This window comes from Pseudomonas amygdali (genome assembly GCF_002699855.1).
GTDB lineage: Bacteria > Pseudomonadota > Gammaproteobacteria > Pseudomonadales > Pseudomonadaceae > Aquipseudomonas > Aquipseudomonas amygdali.
The window spans coordinates 29,359-45,259 of sequence record NZ_LKBW01000001.1; the positions used below are offsets into that span (position 1 = coordinate 29,359).

Sequence of the window (15,901 nt, forward strand, 5' to 3'; positions counted from 1 at the left end):
TGCCTCACAACATCGCTTATTGCCGCTGCACCCCGCGGTCTTTAGACTTACGCCTCATTTATGCGAGAGCAGGGTCGATGCCCACGGTATTCCCTCACGATTCTGTCGGACTGGTCACACCACAGACGGCGCACTTCAGCGAGCCTCTGGCGCTGGCCTGCGGTCGTTCGTTGCCGGCCTATGACCTGATTTACGAAACCTACGGTCAGCTCAACGCCGCACGCAGCAATGCCGTGCTGATCTGCCACGCGCTGTCCGGGCATCACCATGCCGCAGGCTTCCACAGCGCCGATGACCGCAAACCGGGCTGGTGGGACAGTTGCATCGGCCCTGGCAAGCCTATCGACACCAACACGTTCTTCGTCGTCAGCCTCAACAACCTGGGCGGCTGCAACGGCTCTACCGGCCCGAGCAGTATCGACCCGGACACCGGCAAGCCGTTCGGCGCCAACTTCCCGGTGGTGACCGTGGAAGACTGGGTCAACAGTCAGGCCCGGCTGGCGGATCTGCTCGGCATCGACACGTGGGCCGCGGTGATTGGCGGCAGTCTGGGTGGCATGCAGGCGCTGCAATGGACCATCAGCTACCCGGATCGCGTGCGCCATTGCCTGGCGATCGCCTCTGCCCCCAAGCTGTCGGCACAGAACATCGCGTTCAACGAGGTGGCGCGTCAGGCCATTCTCACCGACCCCGAATTCCACGGTGGTTCGTTCCAGGAACGCGGAGTGATCCCTAAACGCGGCCTGATGCTGGCACGGATGGTCGGGCACATCACCTACCTGTCGGATGACTCGATGGGCGAGAAATTCGGCCGGGGTCTGAAGAGCGAAAAACTCAACTACGACTTCCACAGCGTCGAGTTTCAGGTCGAGAGCTACCTGCGTTATCAGGGTGAAGAATTTTCCGGGCGTTTCGACGCCAATACCTACCTGTTGATGACCAAGGCACTGGATTACTTCGATCCTGCGGCGAACTTCAACGACGACTTGGCCAAGACCTTCGCCAATGCCACCGCCAAATTCTGCGTGATGTCGTTTACTACCGACTGGCGCTTCTCGCCGGCCCGCTCGCGGGAACTGGTGGACGCACTGATGGCCGCGCGCAAGGACGTCTGTTACCTGGAAATCGACGCACCGCAGGGCCACGACGCCTTTCTGATCCCGATTCCGCGCTACTTGCAGGCTTTCGGTAATTACATGAACCGAATTTCGTTGTGAGGACGTCATGAGAGCCGATCTGGAAATCATTCAGGAATGGATTCCCGCGGGCAGCCGCGTGCTCGACCTGGGCTGCGGTGACGGCGAATTGCTGACCTGGCTGCGTGACCACAAGCAGGTCACCGGTTACGGGCTGGAAAACGACGCTGCCAACATCGCCGAGTGTGTCGCCAAGGGCATCAACGTCATCGAGCAGGACCTCGACAAGGGTCTGGGTAACTTTGCAAGCAACAGTTTCGATGTCGTGGTCATGACTCAGGCCCTGCAAGCGGTGCATTACCCGGACCGAATCCTCGACGAGATGCTGCGCGTCGGGCGCCAGTGCATCATCACCTTCCCGAACTTCGGTCACTGGCGCTGCCGCTGGTACCTGGCGAGCAAGGGCCGCATGCCGGTGTCCGAATTTCTGCCGTATACCTGGTACAACACGCCGAACATCCACTTCTGCACCTTCGGCGATTTCGAAGAACTGTGCCGTGAACGCGATGCAAAGGTGCTCGACAGGCTGGCCGTCGATCAACAGCATCGCCACGGCTGGGCCAGCAAACTCTGGCCCAATCTGCTCGGCGAGATCGGCATCTACCGCGTCACCAGCCCAGGGCTGACGGACCACAGGATTGCCGTTTAACCGACCGTTTTCAAGCACCACGACAGGCCAACCATGAACCTCACACAACTCGTACTGGCCAGCCACAATGGCGGCAAACTCAAGGAACTCCAGGCCATGCTCGGCGGCAGCGTAACGCTGCGCTCGGTCAGTGAGTTCAGCCTGGTAGAGCCGGAAGAAACCGGCCTGTCATTCGTCGAGAATGCAATCCTCAAGGCACGCAATGCCTCACGCCTTTCCGGGCTGCCGGCGCTGGCCGACGACTCGGGGCTGGCGGTGGACTTTCTCGGCGGTGCGCCGGGTATCTATTCCGCGCGTTACGCCGATGGCCAAGGCGATGCCGCCAACAACGCCAAGCTGCTGGAAGCGCTCAAAGACGTGCCGGACGAGCAGCGTGGTGCACAGTTCGTCTGCGTATTGGCGCTGGTACGCCACGCCGACGATCCATTGCCGATCCTCTGTGAAGGGCTGTGGCACGGGCGCATCCTGCACGCCGCCAGCGGTGAACACGGCTTCGGCTATGACCCGCTGTTCTGGGTGCCGGAGCGCAACTGCTCGAGTGCCGAACTGGGCCCGACCGAGAAGAACCAGCTCAGCCACCGCGCCCGCGCCATGGTCCTGTTGCGGCAACGCCTGGGTCTGCAATGACCCACGATTCGCCTGCGCAGCCGCTGTTTCTCGGCGAGAGCGGTTTCTCGTCAGAAAGCCCACGCCCTGCGCTGCCGCACCTGCCACCGCTGTCGCTGTACATCCATATTCCGTGGTGCGTGCGCAAATGCCCGTACTGCGACTTCAATTCGCACACTGCCAGCCCGGTATTGCCGGAACAGGAATACGTCGACGCCCTGCTCGCCGACCTGGACCTTGACCTGCCGCACGTCTATGGCCGCGAACTGCAATCGATCTTCTTTGGTGGCGGTACGCCAAGCCTGTTCAGCGCAGACGCACTGGGCCGCCTGCTCAAGGGCGTGGAACAACGCATCCGCTTTGCCAGCGACATCGAAATTACCCTGGAAGCCAACCCCGGCACCTTTGAACAGGTCAAATTCAGCGCCTATCGCGGTCTGGGCATCAATCGACTGTCGATCGGCATTCAGAGCTTTCAGGAGTCCAAACTCAAGGCGCTGGGCCGCATCCACAATGGCGACGAAGCAATTCGTGCCGCCGACATGGCGCGTCAGGCCGGTTTCGACAACTTCAACCTGGACCTTATGCACGGCCTGCCGGACCAGTCCCAGGACGAAGCGCTGGACGATCTGCGCCAGGCCATCGCCCTCGCCCCGACTCATCTGTCCTGGTATCAACTGACCCTGGAACCCAACACGGTGTTCTGGAATCAGCCACCGGTGCTGCCCGAAGACGACATTCTTTGGGACATTCAGGAAACCGGACAGCACTTGCTGGCCACTCATGGCTACGCGCAATACGAAGTGTCGGCTTATGCACAGCCCGGAAAACCGGCGCGGCATAACCTCAACTATTGGGCGTTCGGTGATTTCATCGGCATCGGCGCAGGCGCACACGGCAAGCTGAGCCACCCGGACGGGCGCATCATGCGCACCTGGAAAACCCGGCTGCCCAAGGATTACCTGAACCCGGTCAAGCCGTTTCAGGCCGGTTCCAAGCTGTTGCCGCTGGATGAATTGCCGTTCGAATTCCTGATGAACGCACTGCGACTGACAAATGGTGTGGACGCTGCGTTATTTCGCGAAAGAACCGGTCTAAGCCTCGATTCGCTGGCCGAGGCGCGTCGACAGGCTGAACAAAAGGGGTTGCTGCACCAGGACCCGACACGCCTGATCGCCACGCCACAAGGCCAGCTGTTCCTCAACGACCTGCTGCAATACTTTCTGATCTAAGGACCCTGCATGGATTTCGTACTCGATTTGCTCGCCACCGTCTCGCGCTGGAGCCGCAGCAATCTCTCGGAAATCGCGCTCGCGCTGGTGGGCTGTCTGCTGGTGCTGTTTGGCTCGGACATCAAAGGCTGGCTGGAACAGCGAATCAGCGGCATTACCGGTGCCCTGCGCATCCCGCTCATCGCTCTGCTGTGCGCAGTCGGCAGCGGCGCAGCACTGATCTACGCCACGCCATGGGTGGTGCGCGGCCTGAGCCAGTTCAACAACTACAGCTTGGCACCGGTGCTGTTGGTGGTGCTGGTGCTGATCGGGGTAATTGCGGACCGCAAGTAAGCGCTGCTTTTTCAAACGCAGCAAAAAGCCCGGCATCTCTGCCGGGCTTTTTAGTGTTGCCGATGCAGATCAAGGCACCAGTTTGTCCAGCAACGCCTTGTCACGCACCGCGCCCTTGTCAGCGCTGGTCGCCAGCAGGGCGTAGGCCTTGAGGGCGGTGGTCACTTTGCGTGGACGCGACTCGACAGGTTTCCAGCCTTTCTTGTCCTGTTCAGTACGGCGCTCGGCCATCTCGGCATCGTCGATCAGCAGGTTGATCGAGCGGTTGGGGATGTCGATCAGCACTTTGTCGCCATCGCGCACCAGACCGATTGCACCGCCTGCCGCCGCTTCCGGGGAAGCGTGACCGATGGACAGGCCTGACGTACCGCCCGAGAAACGACCGTCGGTGAGCAACGCACAATCCTTGCCCAGCCCTTTGGACTTCAGGTACGACGTCGGGTAGAGCATTTCCTGCATGCCCGGACCGCCTTTCGGGCCTTCGTAACGGATGATGACGATGTCGCCAGCCTTCACTTCGTCAGCAAGAATCCCGCGTACTGCGCTGTCCTGGCTTTCAAAGATTTTGGCGTTGCCTTCGAAGACGTGAATCGACTCGTCGACACCGGCAGTTTTCACTACGCAGCCATCCAGCGCGATGTTGCCGTACAGCACGGCCAGGCCGCCTTCTTGCGAATAGGCGTGCTCTACGCTGCGGATGCAGCCGTTTTCACGGTCGTCATCGAGGCTGTCCCAACGGGTCGACTGGCTGAACGCGGTCTGCGTCGGGATGCCCGCCGGGCCTGCCTTGAAGAAGGTGTGCACGGCCTCCTCGTCAGTCTGGGTGATGTCCCATTTGGCGATGCCTTCGGCCAAGGTCTTGCTGTGCACGGTCGGCAGGTCGGTGTGCAGCAGGCCGCCACGGGCCAGCTCGCCGAGGATGCTGAAGATCCCGCCAGCGCGGTGCACGTCTTCCATGTGGTACTTCTGGATGTTCGGCGCGACCTTGCACAGCTGCGGCACCTTGCGCGACAGGCGGTCGATGTGGCGCAGGTCGAAGTCGATCTCGGCTTCCTGAGCAGCGGCCAGCAAGTGCAGGATGGTGTTGGTCGAACCGCCCATGGCGATGTCCAGCGTCATGGCGTTCTCGAACGCCTTGAAGTTGGCGATGTTGCGCGGCAACACCGAGTCATCGTTTTCCTTGTAGTACTGACGGCACAGGTCAACGATGGTGCGGCCGGCCTGCAGGAACAGTTGCTCGCGGTCGCTGTGGGTGGCGAGTGCGGAACCGTTGCCCGGCAGGGCCAGACCCAGTGCTTCGGTCAGGCAGTTCATCGAGTTGGCGGTGAACATGCCGGAACACGACCCGCAGGTCGGACAGGCGCTGCGCTCGTACTCGGCGACTTTTTCGTCACTGGCGGTCGAGTCAGCAGCGATGACCATCGCATCGACCAGATCCAGGCCGTGGCTGGCCAGTTTGGTCTTGCCCGCTTCCATTGGCCCGCCGGAGACGAAGATCACCGGAATGTTCAGGCGCAACGATGCCATCAGCATGCCCGGGGTGATCTTGTCGCAGTTGGAAATGCACACGATGGCGTCGGCGCAATGCGCATTGACCATGTACTCGACCGAGTCGGCAATGATCTCGCGGCTCGGCAGCGAATAGAGCATCCCGTCGTGGCCCATGGCGATGCCATCGTCGACCGCAATGGTGTTGAATTCCTTGGCCACGCCACCGGCGCGCTCGACTTCACGCGCGACCAGCTGGCCCATGTCCTTGAGGTGGACGTGGCCGGGTACGAACTGGGTGAAGGAGTTGGCGATGGCGATGATCGGTTTTTTGAAGTCTTCGTCCTTCATGCCCGTGGCGCGCCACAGGGCACGGGCGCCGGCCATGTTGCGGCCGTGGGTGGACGTTTTCGAGCGGTAAACAGGCATTGAAACACTCCGGCAAAAATAAGGCTGATCAGGAAGGGAGTGAGCTTCTATTGACGTCGCGAACGAGCGGCAGTGACCGCAGGCAGCGAAGAAACCGAACACCACGGGATCACCGTGTGTTCGGCCTGAGCTCATAAACCCGCCGGGGATGACTGGCGATGAATAGCGCCGATTCTACACCGCCGGGTGGTTTGGTGGGGTCCGAATATCGGTCTTGGCACGGCGTTGCAAATCCCGATGGACAAAAGGCTGTCAGCCCATCTATCTTCCTCGGCAGGCCGCCTCATGTGGCCACGTCGCTCGGACGGTTCCGGGCGCTTACGTTTGCGAGATACTCATGGCTGACCAAGGTTCGCCGCGCCGCTTTGCGCGCATCGATCGACTCCCCCCCTTATGTGTTCAACATCACCGCCGAGCTGAAAATGGCTGCTCGTCGTCGTGGTGAGGACATTATCGACCTGAGCATGGGCAACCCCGACGGGGCCACACCGCCGCACATTGTCGAAAAACTGATTACCGTCGCCCAGCGCGAAGACACCCACGGCTACTCCACCTCGCGGGGCATTCCGCGCCTGCGCCGGGCCATTTCCAACTGGTACAAGAAGCGCTACGAGGTCGACATCGACCCTGAAAGCGAAGCGATCGTGACCATTGGTTCCAAGGAAGGCCTGGCCCACCTGATGCTCGCCACACTGGATCAGGGCGACACGGTGCTGGTGCCCAACCCCAGTTACCCGATCCACATCTACGGTGCCGTGATTGCCGGCGCCCAGGTGCGATCGGTGCCGCTGGTGCCAGGCGTGGACTTCTTCGACGAGCTGGAAAAAGCCATTCGCGGCTCGATTCCCAAGCCGAAGATGATGATTCTGGGCTTTCCGTCCAACCCGACGGCGCAATGTGTGGAGCTGGATTTCTTCGAGCGCGTGGTGGCGCTGGCCAAGCAGTATGACGTGCTGGTGGTTCACGATCTGGCGTACGCCGATATTGTCTACGATGGCTGGAAAGCCCCGTCGATCATGCAGGTGCCGGGTGCCAAGGACATTGCCGTCGAGTTCTTCACCCTGTCCAAAAGCTACAACATGGCGGGCTGGCGGATTGGCTTCATGGTCGGCAACCCGGAGCTGGTGAACGCTCCTGCGCGGATCAAGAGTTACCACGACTACGGCACCTTCACGCCACTGCAGGTGGCGGCGATTGCCGCGCTGGAAGGCGATCAGCAGTGCGTGCTCGACATTGCCGAGCAGTATCGCCAGCGCCGCAACGTACTGGTCAAAGGCCTGCACGAACTGGGCTGGATGGTCGAAAACCCCAAGGCGTCGATGTACGTCTGGGCGAAGATTCCACAGGCTTATGCGCACCTGGGTTCGCTGGAGTTCGCCAAGAAGCTGCTGGCCGAAGCCAAGGTGTGTGTCTCGCCGGGCATCGGTTTCGGTGAGTACGGCGACGATCACGTGCGCTTCGCGCTGATCGAGAATCAGGACCGCATCCGTCAGGCCGTGCGCGGCATCCGCAGCATGTTCAGGGCTGACGACAAGCTCAAGTCCTGAGGCTAACCTGAACGCCATGCCTGCTGACCGAATGCGCTCGGCAGGCATGGACCTCGATACCGATGATGCCCTTCCCTGACTGACCGACAGTCGCCTCGACAATTTTTACTTACTGCAAATGGCCGCGGCCCGGTATGATCGCGCGCCCCGATACACCCGGAATTCTGAAATAAAATGAAACCCACCTTGATCGCCGCCGCAGAACTCGATCGCATCGACACCTGGGCCAAATACTCCAGCCACATATGCGGGGGCTGCGTGTCCAGTTGCTGCACGTTGCCGGTAGAAGTGAAGATCAAGGACCTGATCCGCATCGGCATCGTCGATGAGTTCGAGCGCGGCGATCCGGCGAAGAACATCGCCAAACGTCTGCAGAAAGAAGGCATCGTCGAGCGTTACAACCAGAAGTCGGAAATCTTCACGTTGCAGCGCATGAGCAACAACGACTGCCTGTACCTGGACCGTAAAAGCCGCCTGTGCACCATCTATGACAAGCGCCCGGACACCTGCCGCAACCACCCGAAAGTCGGACCGCGTCCCGGTTATTGCGCGTACAAGCCCAAAGAAGTCGTGCGTCAGGAAAGCGGTTCTTTGAGAAACGCCACCAGCGCGCCAGTGCCGAAGTTCTGACCCCTTGAAGGGCTGCGCAACGCGCAGAATATTGGCTCACATCAATCAAGCCCCGCACAGGGGCTTTTTTGTGCGCGATGGAAAAAGCCTATCGATGTTAATTTTTGTGAAAAATAAAAATACATCACATTATTTACTCATTGATTCACTATAAGATTCACAGATCAGAACAATAACGCTCGAATGCCAGCGACACAGGCATCGGCACTGACTTTGAGGATTACTGCATGACCAGCAAAAACGTTGGCGTTATCGGCCTCGGTGCGATGGGTCTGGGCATTGCCCGCTCGTTGCTGCGTAGCGGCTTCACTGTGCATGCCTGCGATGTGCGCAGCAGCGTGACCGAAGCGTTTGCCCAGGAAGGCGGCGTTGCCTGCCAATCTCCAGCCAGCATGGCCGCTGCCTGCGATGTGATCATTACCGTCGTGGTCAATGCCGAGCAGACCGAAACCGTCCTGTTTGGTGAAAACGGCGCGGTCGCGGCACTGCGTCCGGGCAGTCTGGTCATCGGTTGCGCCACTGTCGCGCCAACCTTCGCCGTCGAACTGGGCGAGCGTCTGGCCGCACAGAACCTGCTGTACCTCGATGCACCGATCTCCGGCGGCGCCGCCAAGGCCGCCGCTGGCCAGATGACCATGATGACCTCCGGCCCGGCCGAGACTTACGCCAAGGCCGAAGCCATCCTCAATGGCATGGCCGGCAAGGTCTATCGCCTGGGCGACGTCCACGGGCTGGGCTCGAAAGTCAAAATCATCAATCAGTTGCTCGCTGGCGTACACATCGCAGCCAGCGCCGAAGCCATGGCCCTCGGCCTGCGTGAAGGCGTCGATGCTGACGCGCTGTACGAAGTGATCACCAACAGTGCCGGTAACTCGTGGATGTTCGAGAACCGCGTGCCGCACATCCTCAACGCCGATTACACGCCGCTGTCGGCTGTGGATATCTTCGTCAAGGACCTCGGCCTGGTGCTGGATACCGCGCGCAGCAGCAAATTCCCGCTGCCGCTGTCGGCCACCGCGCACCAGATGTTCATGCAGGCCTCCAGCGCCGGTTTCGGCCGCGAGGATGACTCGGCGGTGATCAAGATTTTCCCGGGCATCGAATTGCCGAAAGCCAAGCCAGAAAAAGCCTGAGGAGCGACTGATGAGCCTGAACAACGCTCGCCCGCTGCTGGGCTGCATTGCCGATGACTTCACCGGCGCGACCGACCTGGCCAACATGCTGGTGCGCGGCGGTATGCGCACCGTGCAGAGCATCGGCATCCCCAGCGCCGAAATGGCTGCCGGCCTGGACGCCGACGCGATTGTCATCGCCCTGAAATCGCGTACCACACCAAGCGCCGACGCGGTGGCTGAATCCCTCGCTGCGCTGGAATGGCTGCGCGAGCGCGGCTGCGAGCAGATCTTCTTCAAATACTGCTCGACCTTCGATTCCACCGCCGCGGGTAACATCGGCCAGGTCAGCGAAGCACTGCTGGAGCAACTGGACAGCGACTTCACCCTCGCCTGCCCGGCCTTCCCGGAAAATGGCCGCACGATTTTCCGTGGCCATCTGTTCGTACAGGACAAGTTACTCAGCGAATCGGGCATGCAGAACCACCCGCTGACGCCCATGACCGACGCCAATCTGGTGCGTGTGCTGCAAGCGCAGACCCGCCACAAGGTCGGCCTATTGCGCTATGACAGCATTGCCCAGGGCGTCGAAGGCGTGCGCAACAGAATTGCCGAGCTGCGCGCCGAAGGTGTGAGCATGGCGATCGCCGATGCCCTGTCGGATGCCGATCTGTACACCCTGGGCGAAGCCTGCGCCGACTTGCCGCTGCTGACCGGTGGCTCGGGTCTGGCGCTGGGCCTGCCGGGTAACTTTCGCAAGACAGGCAAGCTGCGCGATATCGATGCCGCCAAACAGGTCGCCATCAGTGGCGGCGAAGTGGTGTTGGCGGGCAGCGCTTCGGTTGCCACCAATGGCCAGGTCGCGGCCTGGCTGGAAGACAATCGCCCTGCACTGCGCATCAATCCGCTGGATCTGGCCGCAGGCAAGCCGGTGGTCGAGCAGGCGCTGGCCTTTGCCAGAGACGCCGGGCAAACCGTGTTGATCTACGCCACCAGTACGCCGGATGAAGTCAAAGCCGTGCAGAAAGAGCTGGGTGTTGAACGCTCCGGTGCAATGGTCGAAGCCGCGTTGGGCGAGATCGCCAAAGGGCTGCTGAACGCTGGTGTGCGCCGCTTTGTGGTCGCCGGTGGCGAAACCTCCGGTGCCGTGGTTCAGGCGCTGGGCGTGCAACTGTTGCAGATCGGCGCACAGATCGATCCGGGCGTTCCGGCCACAGTCAGCAGCGGCGTGCAACCGCTGGCACTGGCGCTCAAGTCCGGTAATTTCGGCGCTCGCGACTTCTTCGCCAAAGCCCTCAAGCAACTGGCGGGGGCGGCCTGATGATCGACGAAAACGCACTGCGTCAGGAAATCTGCGACGTCGGCCGTCTGCTGTATGGCCGTGGCTATACGGTGGGCAGCGCCGGCAACATCAGCGCACGACTCGACGACGGCTGGCTGATTACCCCGACCGATGCCTGCCTGGGCCGCATGGACCCGGCCGATATCGCCAAGGTCAATCTGGCCGGTGAATGGGTATCCGGTAGCAAGCCGTCCAAGACCCTGGCCCTGCACCGCGAAGTCTACGACCGCAACCCTGAGGTCGGCGGCGTGGTGCACACCCACTCGAAGCATCTGGTGGCGCTGACCCTGGCGGGCGTATGGCGCGAAGACGACATTCTGCCGCCGCTGACGCCGTATCAGGTCATGAAGGTCGGGCATATCCCGCTGATCCCTTACGAGCGTCCGGGCTCGCCGAAAGTCGCCGAGCGCGTGGCGGAACTGGCCAACAGTGTGCGCGGCGTGATGCTCGAGCGGCTCGGCCCGGTGGTCTGGGAAAGCTCGGTGGCCAAGGCCTGCTACGCCCTGGAAGAGCTGGAAGAAACAGCGCGTCTGTGGCTGATGAGCAACCCCAAACCTGCACCGCTGGACCCGACGGCGCTTGAAGAGCTGCGTCAGGTGTTCGGCGCCAGGTGGTAACGAGCACACGGTGATCGGGGAGCGCATTGCGCCTCCCGGTCGAAAAACAATAACAACAGGAATCGAGAGCATGACTCACCCCTCCCCCGCTGTTTCGTTGTCAGTCTTTACCACCATCGACCGGAGTGCACGGGCATGACGCCGCTCATGTTGATGGTCGTGGCCGGTGCGGGCATCGCACTGCTGTTGTTTCTGGTGCTCAAGTACAAATTCCAGCCCTTCGTCGCCCTGATGCTGGTCAGCATTATCGTGGCGCTGGTCGCCGGTGTTAAACCGGCCGATCTGGTTACCACCATTGAAGGCGGCATGGGCAAGACCCTTGGCCACATCGCGATCATCATCGCTTTGGGCGCGATGATCGGACGCATCATCGAGCTGTCGGGCGGGGCCGAGGCGCTGGCCAAAACCCTGATCAACCGCTTCGGCAACAAGCGCACGCCTCTGGCGCTGACCGTTGCGGGTTTCATGGTCGGTATTCCGGTGTTCTTCGAGGTCGGCGTGATCATCCTCATGCCGTTGGCATACGGCGTGGCACGGGCGGCACGCAAGCCGCTGCTGATTTTCGCGCTGCCAATGTGCGCAGCCTTGCTTGCCGTGCACGCGTTCCTGACGCCGCACCCCGGCGCGGTAGCCGCTGCCAGCCAGTTGGGCGCGGACCTGGGCCGGGTGCTGATGCTGGGCATTCCGATCGTTGCTGTACTGTGCATGATCGGCTATTTCGTCGCGGGGCGCATGACCCGCAAGACCTACCCGATGACCGACGATATTCGCGCCGAAGTCTACGGCCCGCACGTTACCAACGAAGACCTGGAAGCCTGGGCGCGCAACGATTATTCCGCTGTGCGTGAAGCCACTGAAACCAGAACCCTGGGCGCAGAAGAGACCGCCAGCAGCCTGGCGAGCAAACTGCCGCCAGCACCTGCACCGGGTTTCGGGCTGATCATCGCGCTCATTCTGTTGCCGATCGTGCTGATTCTGATGGGCACCCTGGCCACCACCATGCTGCCAGCCACGTCCACGCTGCGTGCAGTGCTGACCGTTCTCGGTGCGCCGCTTGTGGCATTGCTGATCGATACCCTGCTGTGCGCCTGGCTGTTGGGCTCGCGTCGTGGCTGGAGCCGCACTCAGGTGTCCGATGTGATCGGCTCGGCCTTGCCGGGTGTGGCGATGGTGATCCTGATTGCCGGTGCCGGTGGCGTGTTCGGCAAGGTGCTGGTCGACACCGGCATTGGTGCGGTGGTCTCCGAGGCGCTGCGTAACACCGGTCTGCCGGTACTCGCGCTGGGCTTCCTGCTGACCCTGCTGCTGCGCGCTGTTCAGGGTTCGACCACCGTCGCACTGGTGACCACTGCCGGCATTCTCAGCCCGCTGATCGCCACGCTGGACCTGAGCGCCAACCACCTGGCTCTATTGTGCCTGGCGATGGGCGGTGGCGGTCTGGCCATGTCGCACATCAATGATGCCGGTTACTGGATGTTCACCAAGCTGGCAGGCCTCAACGTCGCCGACGGCTTGCGCACTTGGACCGTACTGGTCACGCTGCTCGGCACACTGGGCTTCGTGATCACCCTGCTGCTTTGGCCATTCGTCTGACCCTTTGAAGACTGGAGTTAACATGCCTCGTTTTGCCGCCAACCTCAGCATGCTGTACCCGCAGCATGATTTTCTTGAGCGCTTCGCCGCAGCCGCTGCCGATGGTTTCGGCGCGTTCGAGTACCTGTTCCCCTACGCCTACAGCCCTCAGGAACTCAAGCAGCGCCTGAGCGACAACGGTCTGGTGCAGGCGCTGTTCAACGCCCCGCCAGGCGACTGGGAAGCAGGCGAGCGAGGCATTGCCACGCTGCCGGGTCGTGAGGCGGAATTTCGCAGCGGTATCGAGCGGGCGCTGGAGTACGCACAGGTGCTGGGCAATGACCGTGTACATGTCATGGCTGGCTTGCTGGCCGATGAAAGCTTGCGTGAGCGTCATCAGGCGGTCTATCTGGAAAACCTCGCGTTCGCGGCTGAGCAAGCCAAGGGCGCAGGCGTCACGATTCTGATCGAGCCGATCAACACCCGCGACATGCCGGGCTTCTTCCTCAATCGTCAGGATCAGGCACAGGAAATCTGCAGACTGGTGGGCGCTGACAACCTGAAGGTGCAGTTCGACTGCTACCACTGCCAGATCGTCGAAGGTGACCTGACCAGCAAACTGCGCCGGGACTTTGCGGGCATTGGCCATATTCAGATTGCAGGCGTCCCGGACCGCCATGAGCCGAACCTTGGCGAGCTGAACTACGAACACCTGTTCAATGTGATCGACGAGTTGGGCTACAGCGGCTGGATCGGCTGCGAATACCGCCCCAAAGGCGACACCAGCGTGGGTCTGGCGTGGTTGCGCAAGCTACAAGCCAAGGGCTGAAACACTCGGGATAGACGACGCGGAGCGTCGTGAACGGCATTCCCACGCGGAGCGTGAGGAACGATCATTCTGTAACTGTCGTGCCCGGGAGAACACTATCGTGCGACGCTCCGCGTCGCATGCCGTTCTGGACGCTCCGCGTCCGATCTTGAAGAGGTATCAATCCTCTACGTCGAACTGGTCCTTTATATAGCGGATTTCAGTCCGGCCATGCGGCGCTGGCTGGCCGTCTTCGTCTAGGTTGACGAAGACGATCTTCTCGACAGTCAAAATGCTTTTGTGGGTGATCTTGTTGCGCACCTGGCACTTGAGGGTGATCGAGGTGCGGCCGAATTCTGTGGCGGTGATGCCTAGCTCAATGATGTCGCCCTGACGCGAGGCGCTGACAAAGTTGATTTCAGAGATGTACTTGGTTACCACCCGCTGATTACCCAGTTGAACGATCGCGTAGATCGCCGCTTCTTCATCGATCCAGCGCAGCAGGCTACCGCCGAACAACGTGCCGTTGGGGTTGAGGTCTTCGGGCTTGACCCACTTGCGGGTGTGGAAATTCATGTTCACTCCTGAGCGTCTGGCCGGTAGAGACGTGCATGATGGCAGAGCCGACGGCCCGCGCCCATGCCTGTGTCATAGCGAATGTGCATCGACTCGATTACAGACAGATGGCAATTGTGTGGCCCTTAAACCGACAGAAAGCCTTGGGAAGAATCGCGAGCGCAGCTATACTGCCCAACGTTTCAAAACGGTTATCCACGCTTGATACCGTTCCCGCCACCTGTCCGAGGGGCGCTGCAGCAGGTTTTCCCTGTCAGGCTCGGATGGGGCGTTGTTTGCCAGGACGATCCTCGACCGGCAAACCTTAAACGCACAACGGCGCCCATTCGCATTTTTATGGAATGGAGACTCTCAATGAGTGCTGTAATCACGCCCGCAGAATTTAATGACTACAAGATTGCCGACATTTCCCTGGCCGCCTGGGGTCGTCGCGAAACCATCATTGCCGAATCCGAAATGCCTGCCCTGATGGGTCTGCGCCGCAAATACGCCGGTGACCAGCCGCTCAAGGGCGCGAAAATTCTCGGCTGCATCCACATGACCATTCAGACCGCCGTGCTGATCGAAACCCTGGTTGCCCTGGGTGCCGAAGTTCGCTGGTCGTCGTGCAACATTTTCTCCACTCAGGACCAGGCCGCCGCTGCCATTGCCGCTGCCGGCATTCCTGTGTTCGCCTGGAAGGGCGAAACCGAAGAAGAATACGAGTGGTGCATCGAGCAGACCATCCTCAAGGATGGCCAGCCATGGGACGCCAATATGATCCTCGACGACGGCGGCGACCTGACCGAGATCATCCACAAGAAATACCCGGCGATGCTGGACAAGATCCACGGCGTCACCGAAGAAACCACCACGGGTGTTCACCGCCTGCTGGACATGCTGGCCAAGGGCGAGTTGAAAATCCCGGCCATCAACGTCAATGACTCGGTGACCAAGAGCAAGAACGACAACAAGTACGGCTGCCGTCACAGCCTGAACGACGCCATCAAGCGCGGCACCGACCACTTGCTGTCCGGCAAGCAGGCGCTGGTGATCGGCTACGGTGACGTGGGCAAGGGCTCGGCCCAGTCCCTGCGTCAGGAAGGCATGATCGTCAAAGTGACCGAAGTCGACCCGATCTGCGCCATGCAGGCCTGCATGGACGGTTTCGAGCTGGTCTCCCCGTTCATCGACGGCGAAAACGACGGCACTGAAGCAAGCATCGACAAAGCGCTGCTGGGCAAGATCGACCTGATCGTGACCACCACCGGTAACGTCAACGTTTGTGATTCGAACATGCTCAAAGCGCTGAAAAAACGCGCTGTGGTGTGCAACATCGGTCACTTCGACAACGAAATCGACACCGCTTTCATGCGCAAGAACTGGGCATGGGAAGAAGTGAAGCCACAGGTTCACAAGATCCATCGCACCGGCCCAGGCTCGTTCGACGCACAGAACGACGACTACCTGATCCTGCTGGCCGAAGGCCGTCTGGTAAACCTGGGTAACGCCACTGGCCACCCAAGCCGTATCATGGATGGCTCGTTCGCCAACCAGGTTCTGGCGCAGATCTTCCTCTTCGAGCAGAAGTACGCTGACCTGGCACCGGCCAAAAAGGCCGAGCGTCTGACCGTTGAAGTGCTGCCGAAGAAACTCGACGAAGAAGTGGCCCTGGAAATGGTCCGCGGCTTCGGCGGCGTTGTGACCAAACTGACCAAGACCCAGGCCGATTACATCGGCGTGACCGTCGAAGGTCCGTTCAAGCCGCACGCGTATCGCTACTGA

General features: G+C 60.9%; 14 protein-coding genes, 1 pseudogene and 1 riboswitch. Of the genes and pseudogenes, 13 read left to right on the top strand and 2 right to left on the bottom strand.

Going from position 1 to position 15,901, the window contains the following annotated elements; translation table 11 throughout:
• Positions 1-77: 77 nt before the first annotated feature.
• From metX to AO277_RS00165, 5 genes are read left to right on the top strand one after another with little or no spacing between them, the layout of a single operon-like run.
• Positions 78-1,217 (top strand): homoserine O-succinyltransferase MetX, encoded by a 1,140-nt coding sequence (metX, locus tag AO277_RS00145; protein ID WP_002551724.1) that lies wholly within the window; start codon positions 78-80, stop codon positions 1,215-1,217.
• A 7-nt stretch (positions 1,218-1,224) separates the two neighbouring features.
• Positions 1,225-1,845 (top strand): methionine biosynthesis protein MetW, encoded by a 621-nt coding sequence (gene metW, locus AO277_RS00150; protein WP_002551723.1) that lies wholly within the window; start codon positions 1,225-1,227, stop codon positions 1,843-1,845.
• A 33-nt stretch (positions 1,846-1,878) separates the two neighbouring features.
• Entirely contained in the window at positions 1,879-2,472 is a 594-nt protein-coding gene (gene rdgB / locus AO277_RS00155) for an RdgB/HAM1 family non-canonical purine NTP pyrophosphatase (RefSeq protein WP_005731046.1), read from the top strand.
• Positions 2,469-3,683, top strand: coding sequence for a radical SAM family heme chaperone HemW (hemW, locus tag AO277_RS00160; protein ID WP_044317458.1), 1,215 nt, complete (start codon positions 2,469-2,471; stop codon positions 3,681-3,683). The genes rdgB and hemW overlap by 4 nt, the downstream gene beginning before the upstream one ends.
• Positions 3,684-3,692: 9 nt before the next feature.
• Positions 3,693-4,016, top strand: a complete 324-nt coding sequence (locus tag AO277_RS00165) for a DUF3392 domain-containing protein (RefSeq protein WP_002551720.1) — start codon at positions 3,693-3,695, stop codon at positions 4,014-4,016.
• A 69-nt stretch (positions 4,017-4,085) separates the two neighbouring features.
• On the opposite strand, the gene ilvD is transcribed toward AO277_RS00165, so the two are convergent.
• On the bottom strand, positions 4,086-5,933 hold the full coding sequence (gene ilvD, locus AO277_RS00170) for a dihydroxy-acid dehydratase (protein ID WP_044317457.1): 1,848 nt from the start codon (positions 5,931-5,933) through the stop codon (positions 4,086-4,088).
• Positions 5,934-6,270: 337 nt separating this feature from the next.
• Between ilvD and alaC the strand changes: the two are divergent.
• The 7 genes and pseudogenes from alaC to otnI all read left to right on the top strand — a co-directional run bounded on the left by alaC (position 6,271) and on the right by otnI (position 13,582).
• Positions 6,271-7,480: pseudogene (gene alaC, locus AO277_RS00175) on the top strand (alanine transaminase).
• Positions 7,481-7,654: 174 nt separating this feature from the next.
• Entirely contained in the window at positions 7,655-8,110 is a 456-nt protein-coding gene (locus AO277_RS00180) for a YkgJ family cysteine cluster protein (protein WP_044317456.1), read from the top strand.
• A 227-nt stretch (positions 8,111-8,337) separates the two neighbouring features.
• Positions 8,338-9,243 carry an L-threonate dehydrogenase gene (gene ltnD / locus AO277_RS00185; RefSeq protein WP_031595019.1) on the top strand — a complete coding sequence of 302 codons (906 nt, stop codon included), beginning with the start codon at positions 8,338-8,340 and terminating at the stop codon, positions 9,241-9,243.
• A gap of 10 nt (positions 9,244-9,253) precedes the next feature.
• Entirely contained in the window at positions 9,254-10,543 is a 1,290-nt protein-coding gene (gene otnK, locus AO277_RS00190) for a 3-oxo-tetronate kinase (protein ID WP_044317455.1), read from the top strand.
• A complete protein-coding gene (gene otnC / locus AO277_RS00195; RefSeq protein ID WP_044317454.1) occupies positions 10,543-11,181 on the top strand; it encodes a 3-oxo-tetronate 4-phosphate decarboxylase in 639 nt (212 codons plus the stop codon). Before otnK ends, otnC begins: the two co-directional genes overlap by 1 nt.
• A 135-nt stretch (positions 11,182-11,316) precedes the next feature.
• Positions 11,317-12,774 (top strand): GntT/GntP/DsdX family permease, encoded by a 1,458-nt coding sequence (locus AO277_RS00200; RefSeq protein ID WP_044317453.1) that lies wholly within the window; start codon positions 11,317-11,319, stop codon positions 12,772-12,774.
• 22 nt (positions 12,775-12,796) lie between these two features.
• The gene (gene otnI, locus AO277_RS00205; RefSeq protein ID WP_044317452.1) at positions 12,797-13,582 is read left to right on the top strand and encodes a 2-oxo-tetronate isomerase; all 786 of its coding nucleotides are present in this window, start codon (positions 12,797-12,799) and stop codon (positions 13,580-13,582) included.
• Positions 13,583-13,741: 159 nt separating this feature from the next.
• Here otnI and AO277_RS00210 read toward each other — a convergent pair whose 3' ends face one another.
• Positions 13,742-14,137 (bottom strand): acyl-CoA thioesterase, encoded by a 396-nt coding sequence (locus AO277_RS00210; RefSeq protein ID WP_044317451.1) that lies wholly within the window; start codon positions 14,135-14,137, stop codon positions 13,742-13,744.
• 220 nt (positions 14,138-14,357) lie between these two features.
• Positions 14,358-14,468, top strand: a riboswitch (S-adenosyl-L-homocysteine riboswitch).
• Positions 14,469-14,491: 23 nt separating this feature from the next.
• Between AO277_RS00210 and ahcY the strand changes: the two genes are divergently transcribed.
• Positions 14,492-15,901, top strand: coding sequence for an adenosylhomocysteinase (ahcY, locus tag AO277_RS00215; RefSeq protein ID WP_044317450.1), 1,410 nt, complete (start codon positions 14,492-14,494; stop codon positions 15,899-15,901).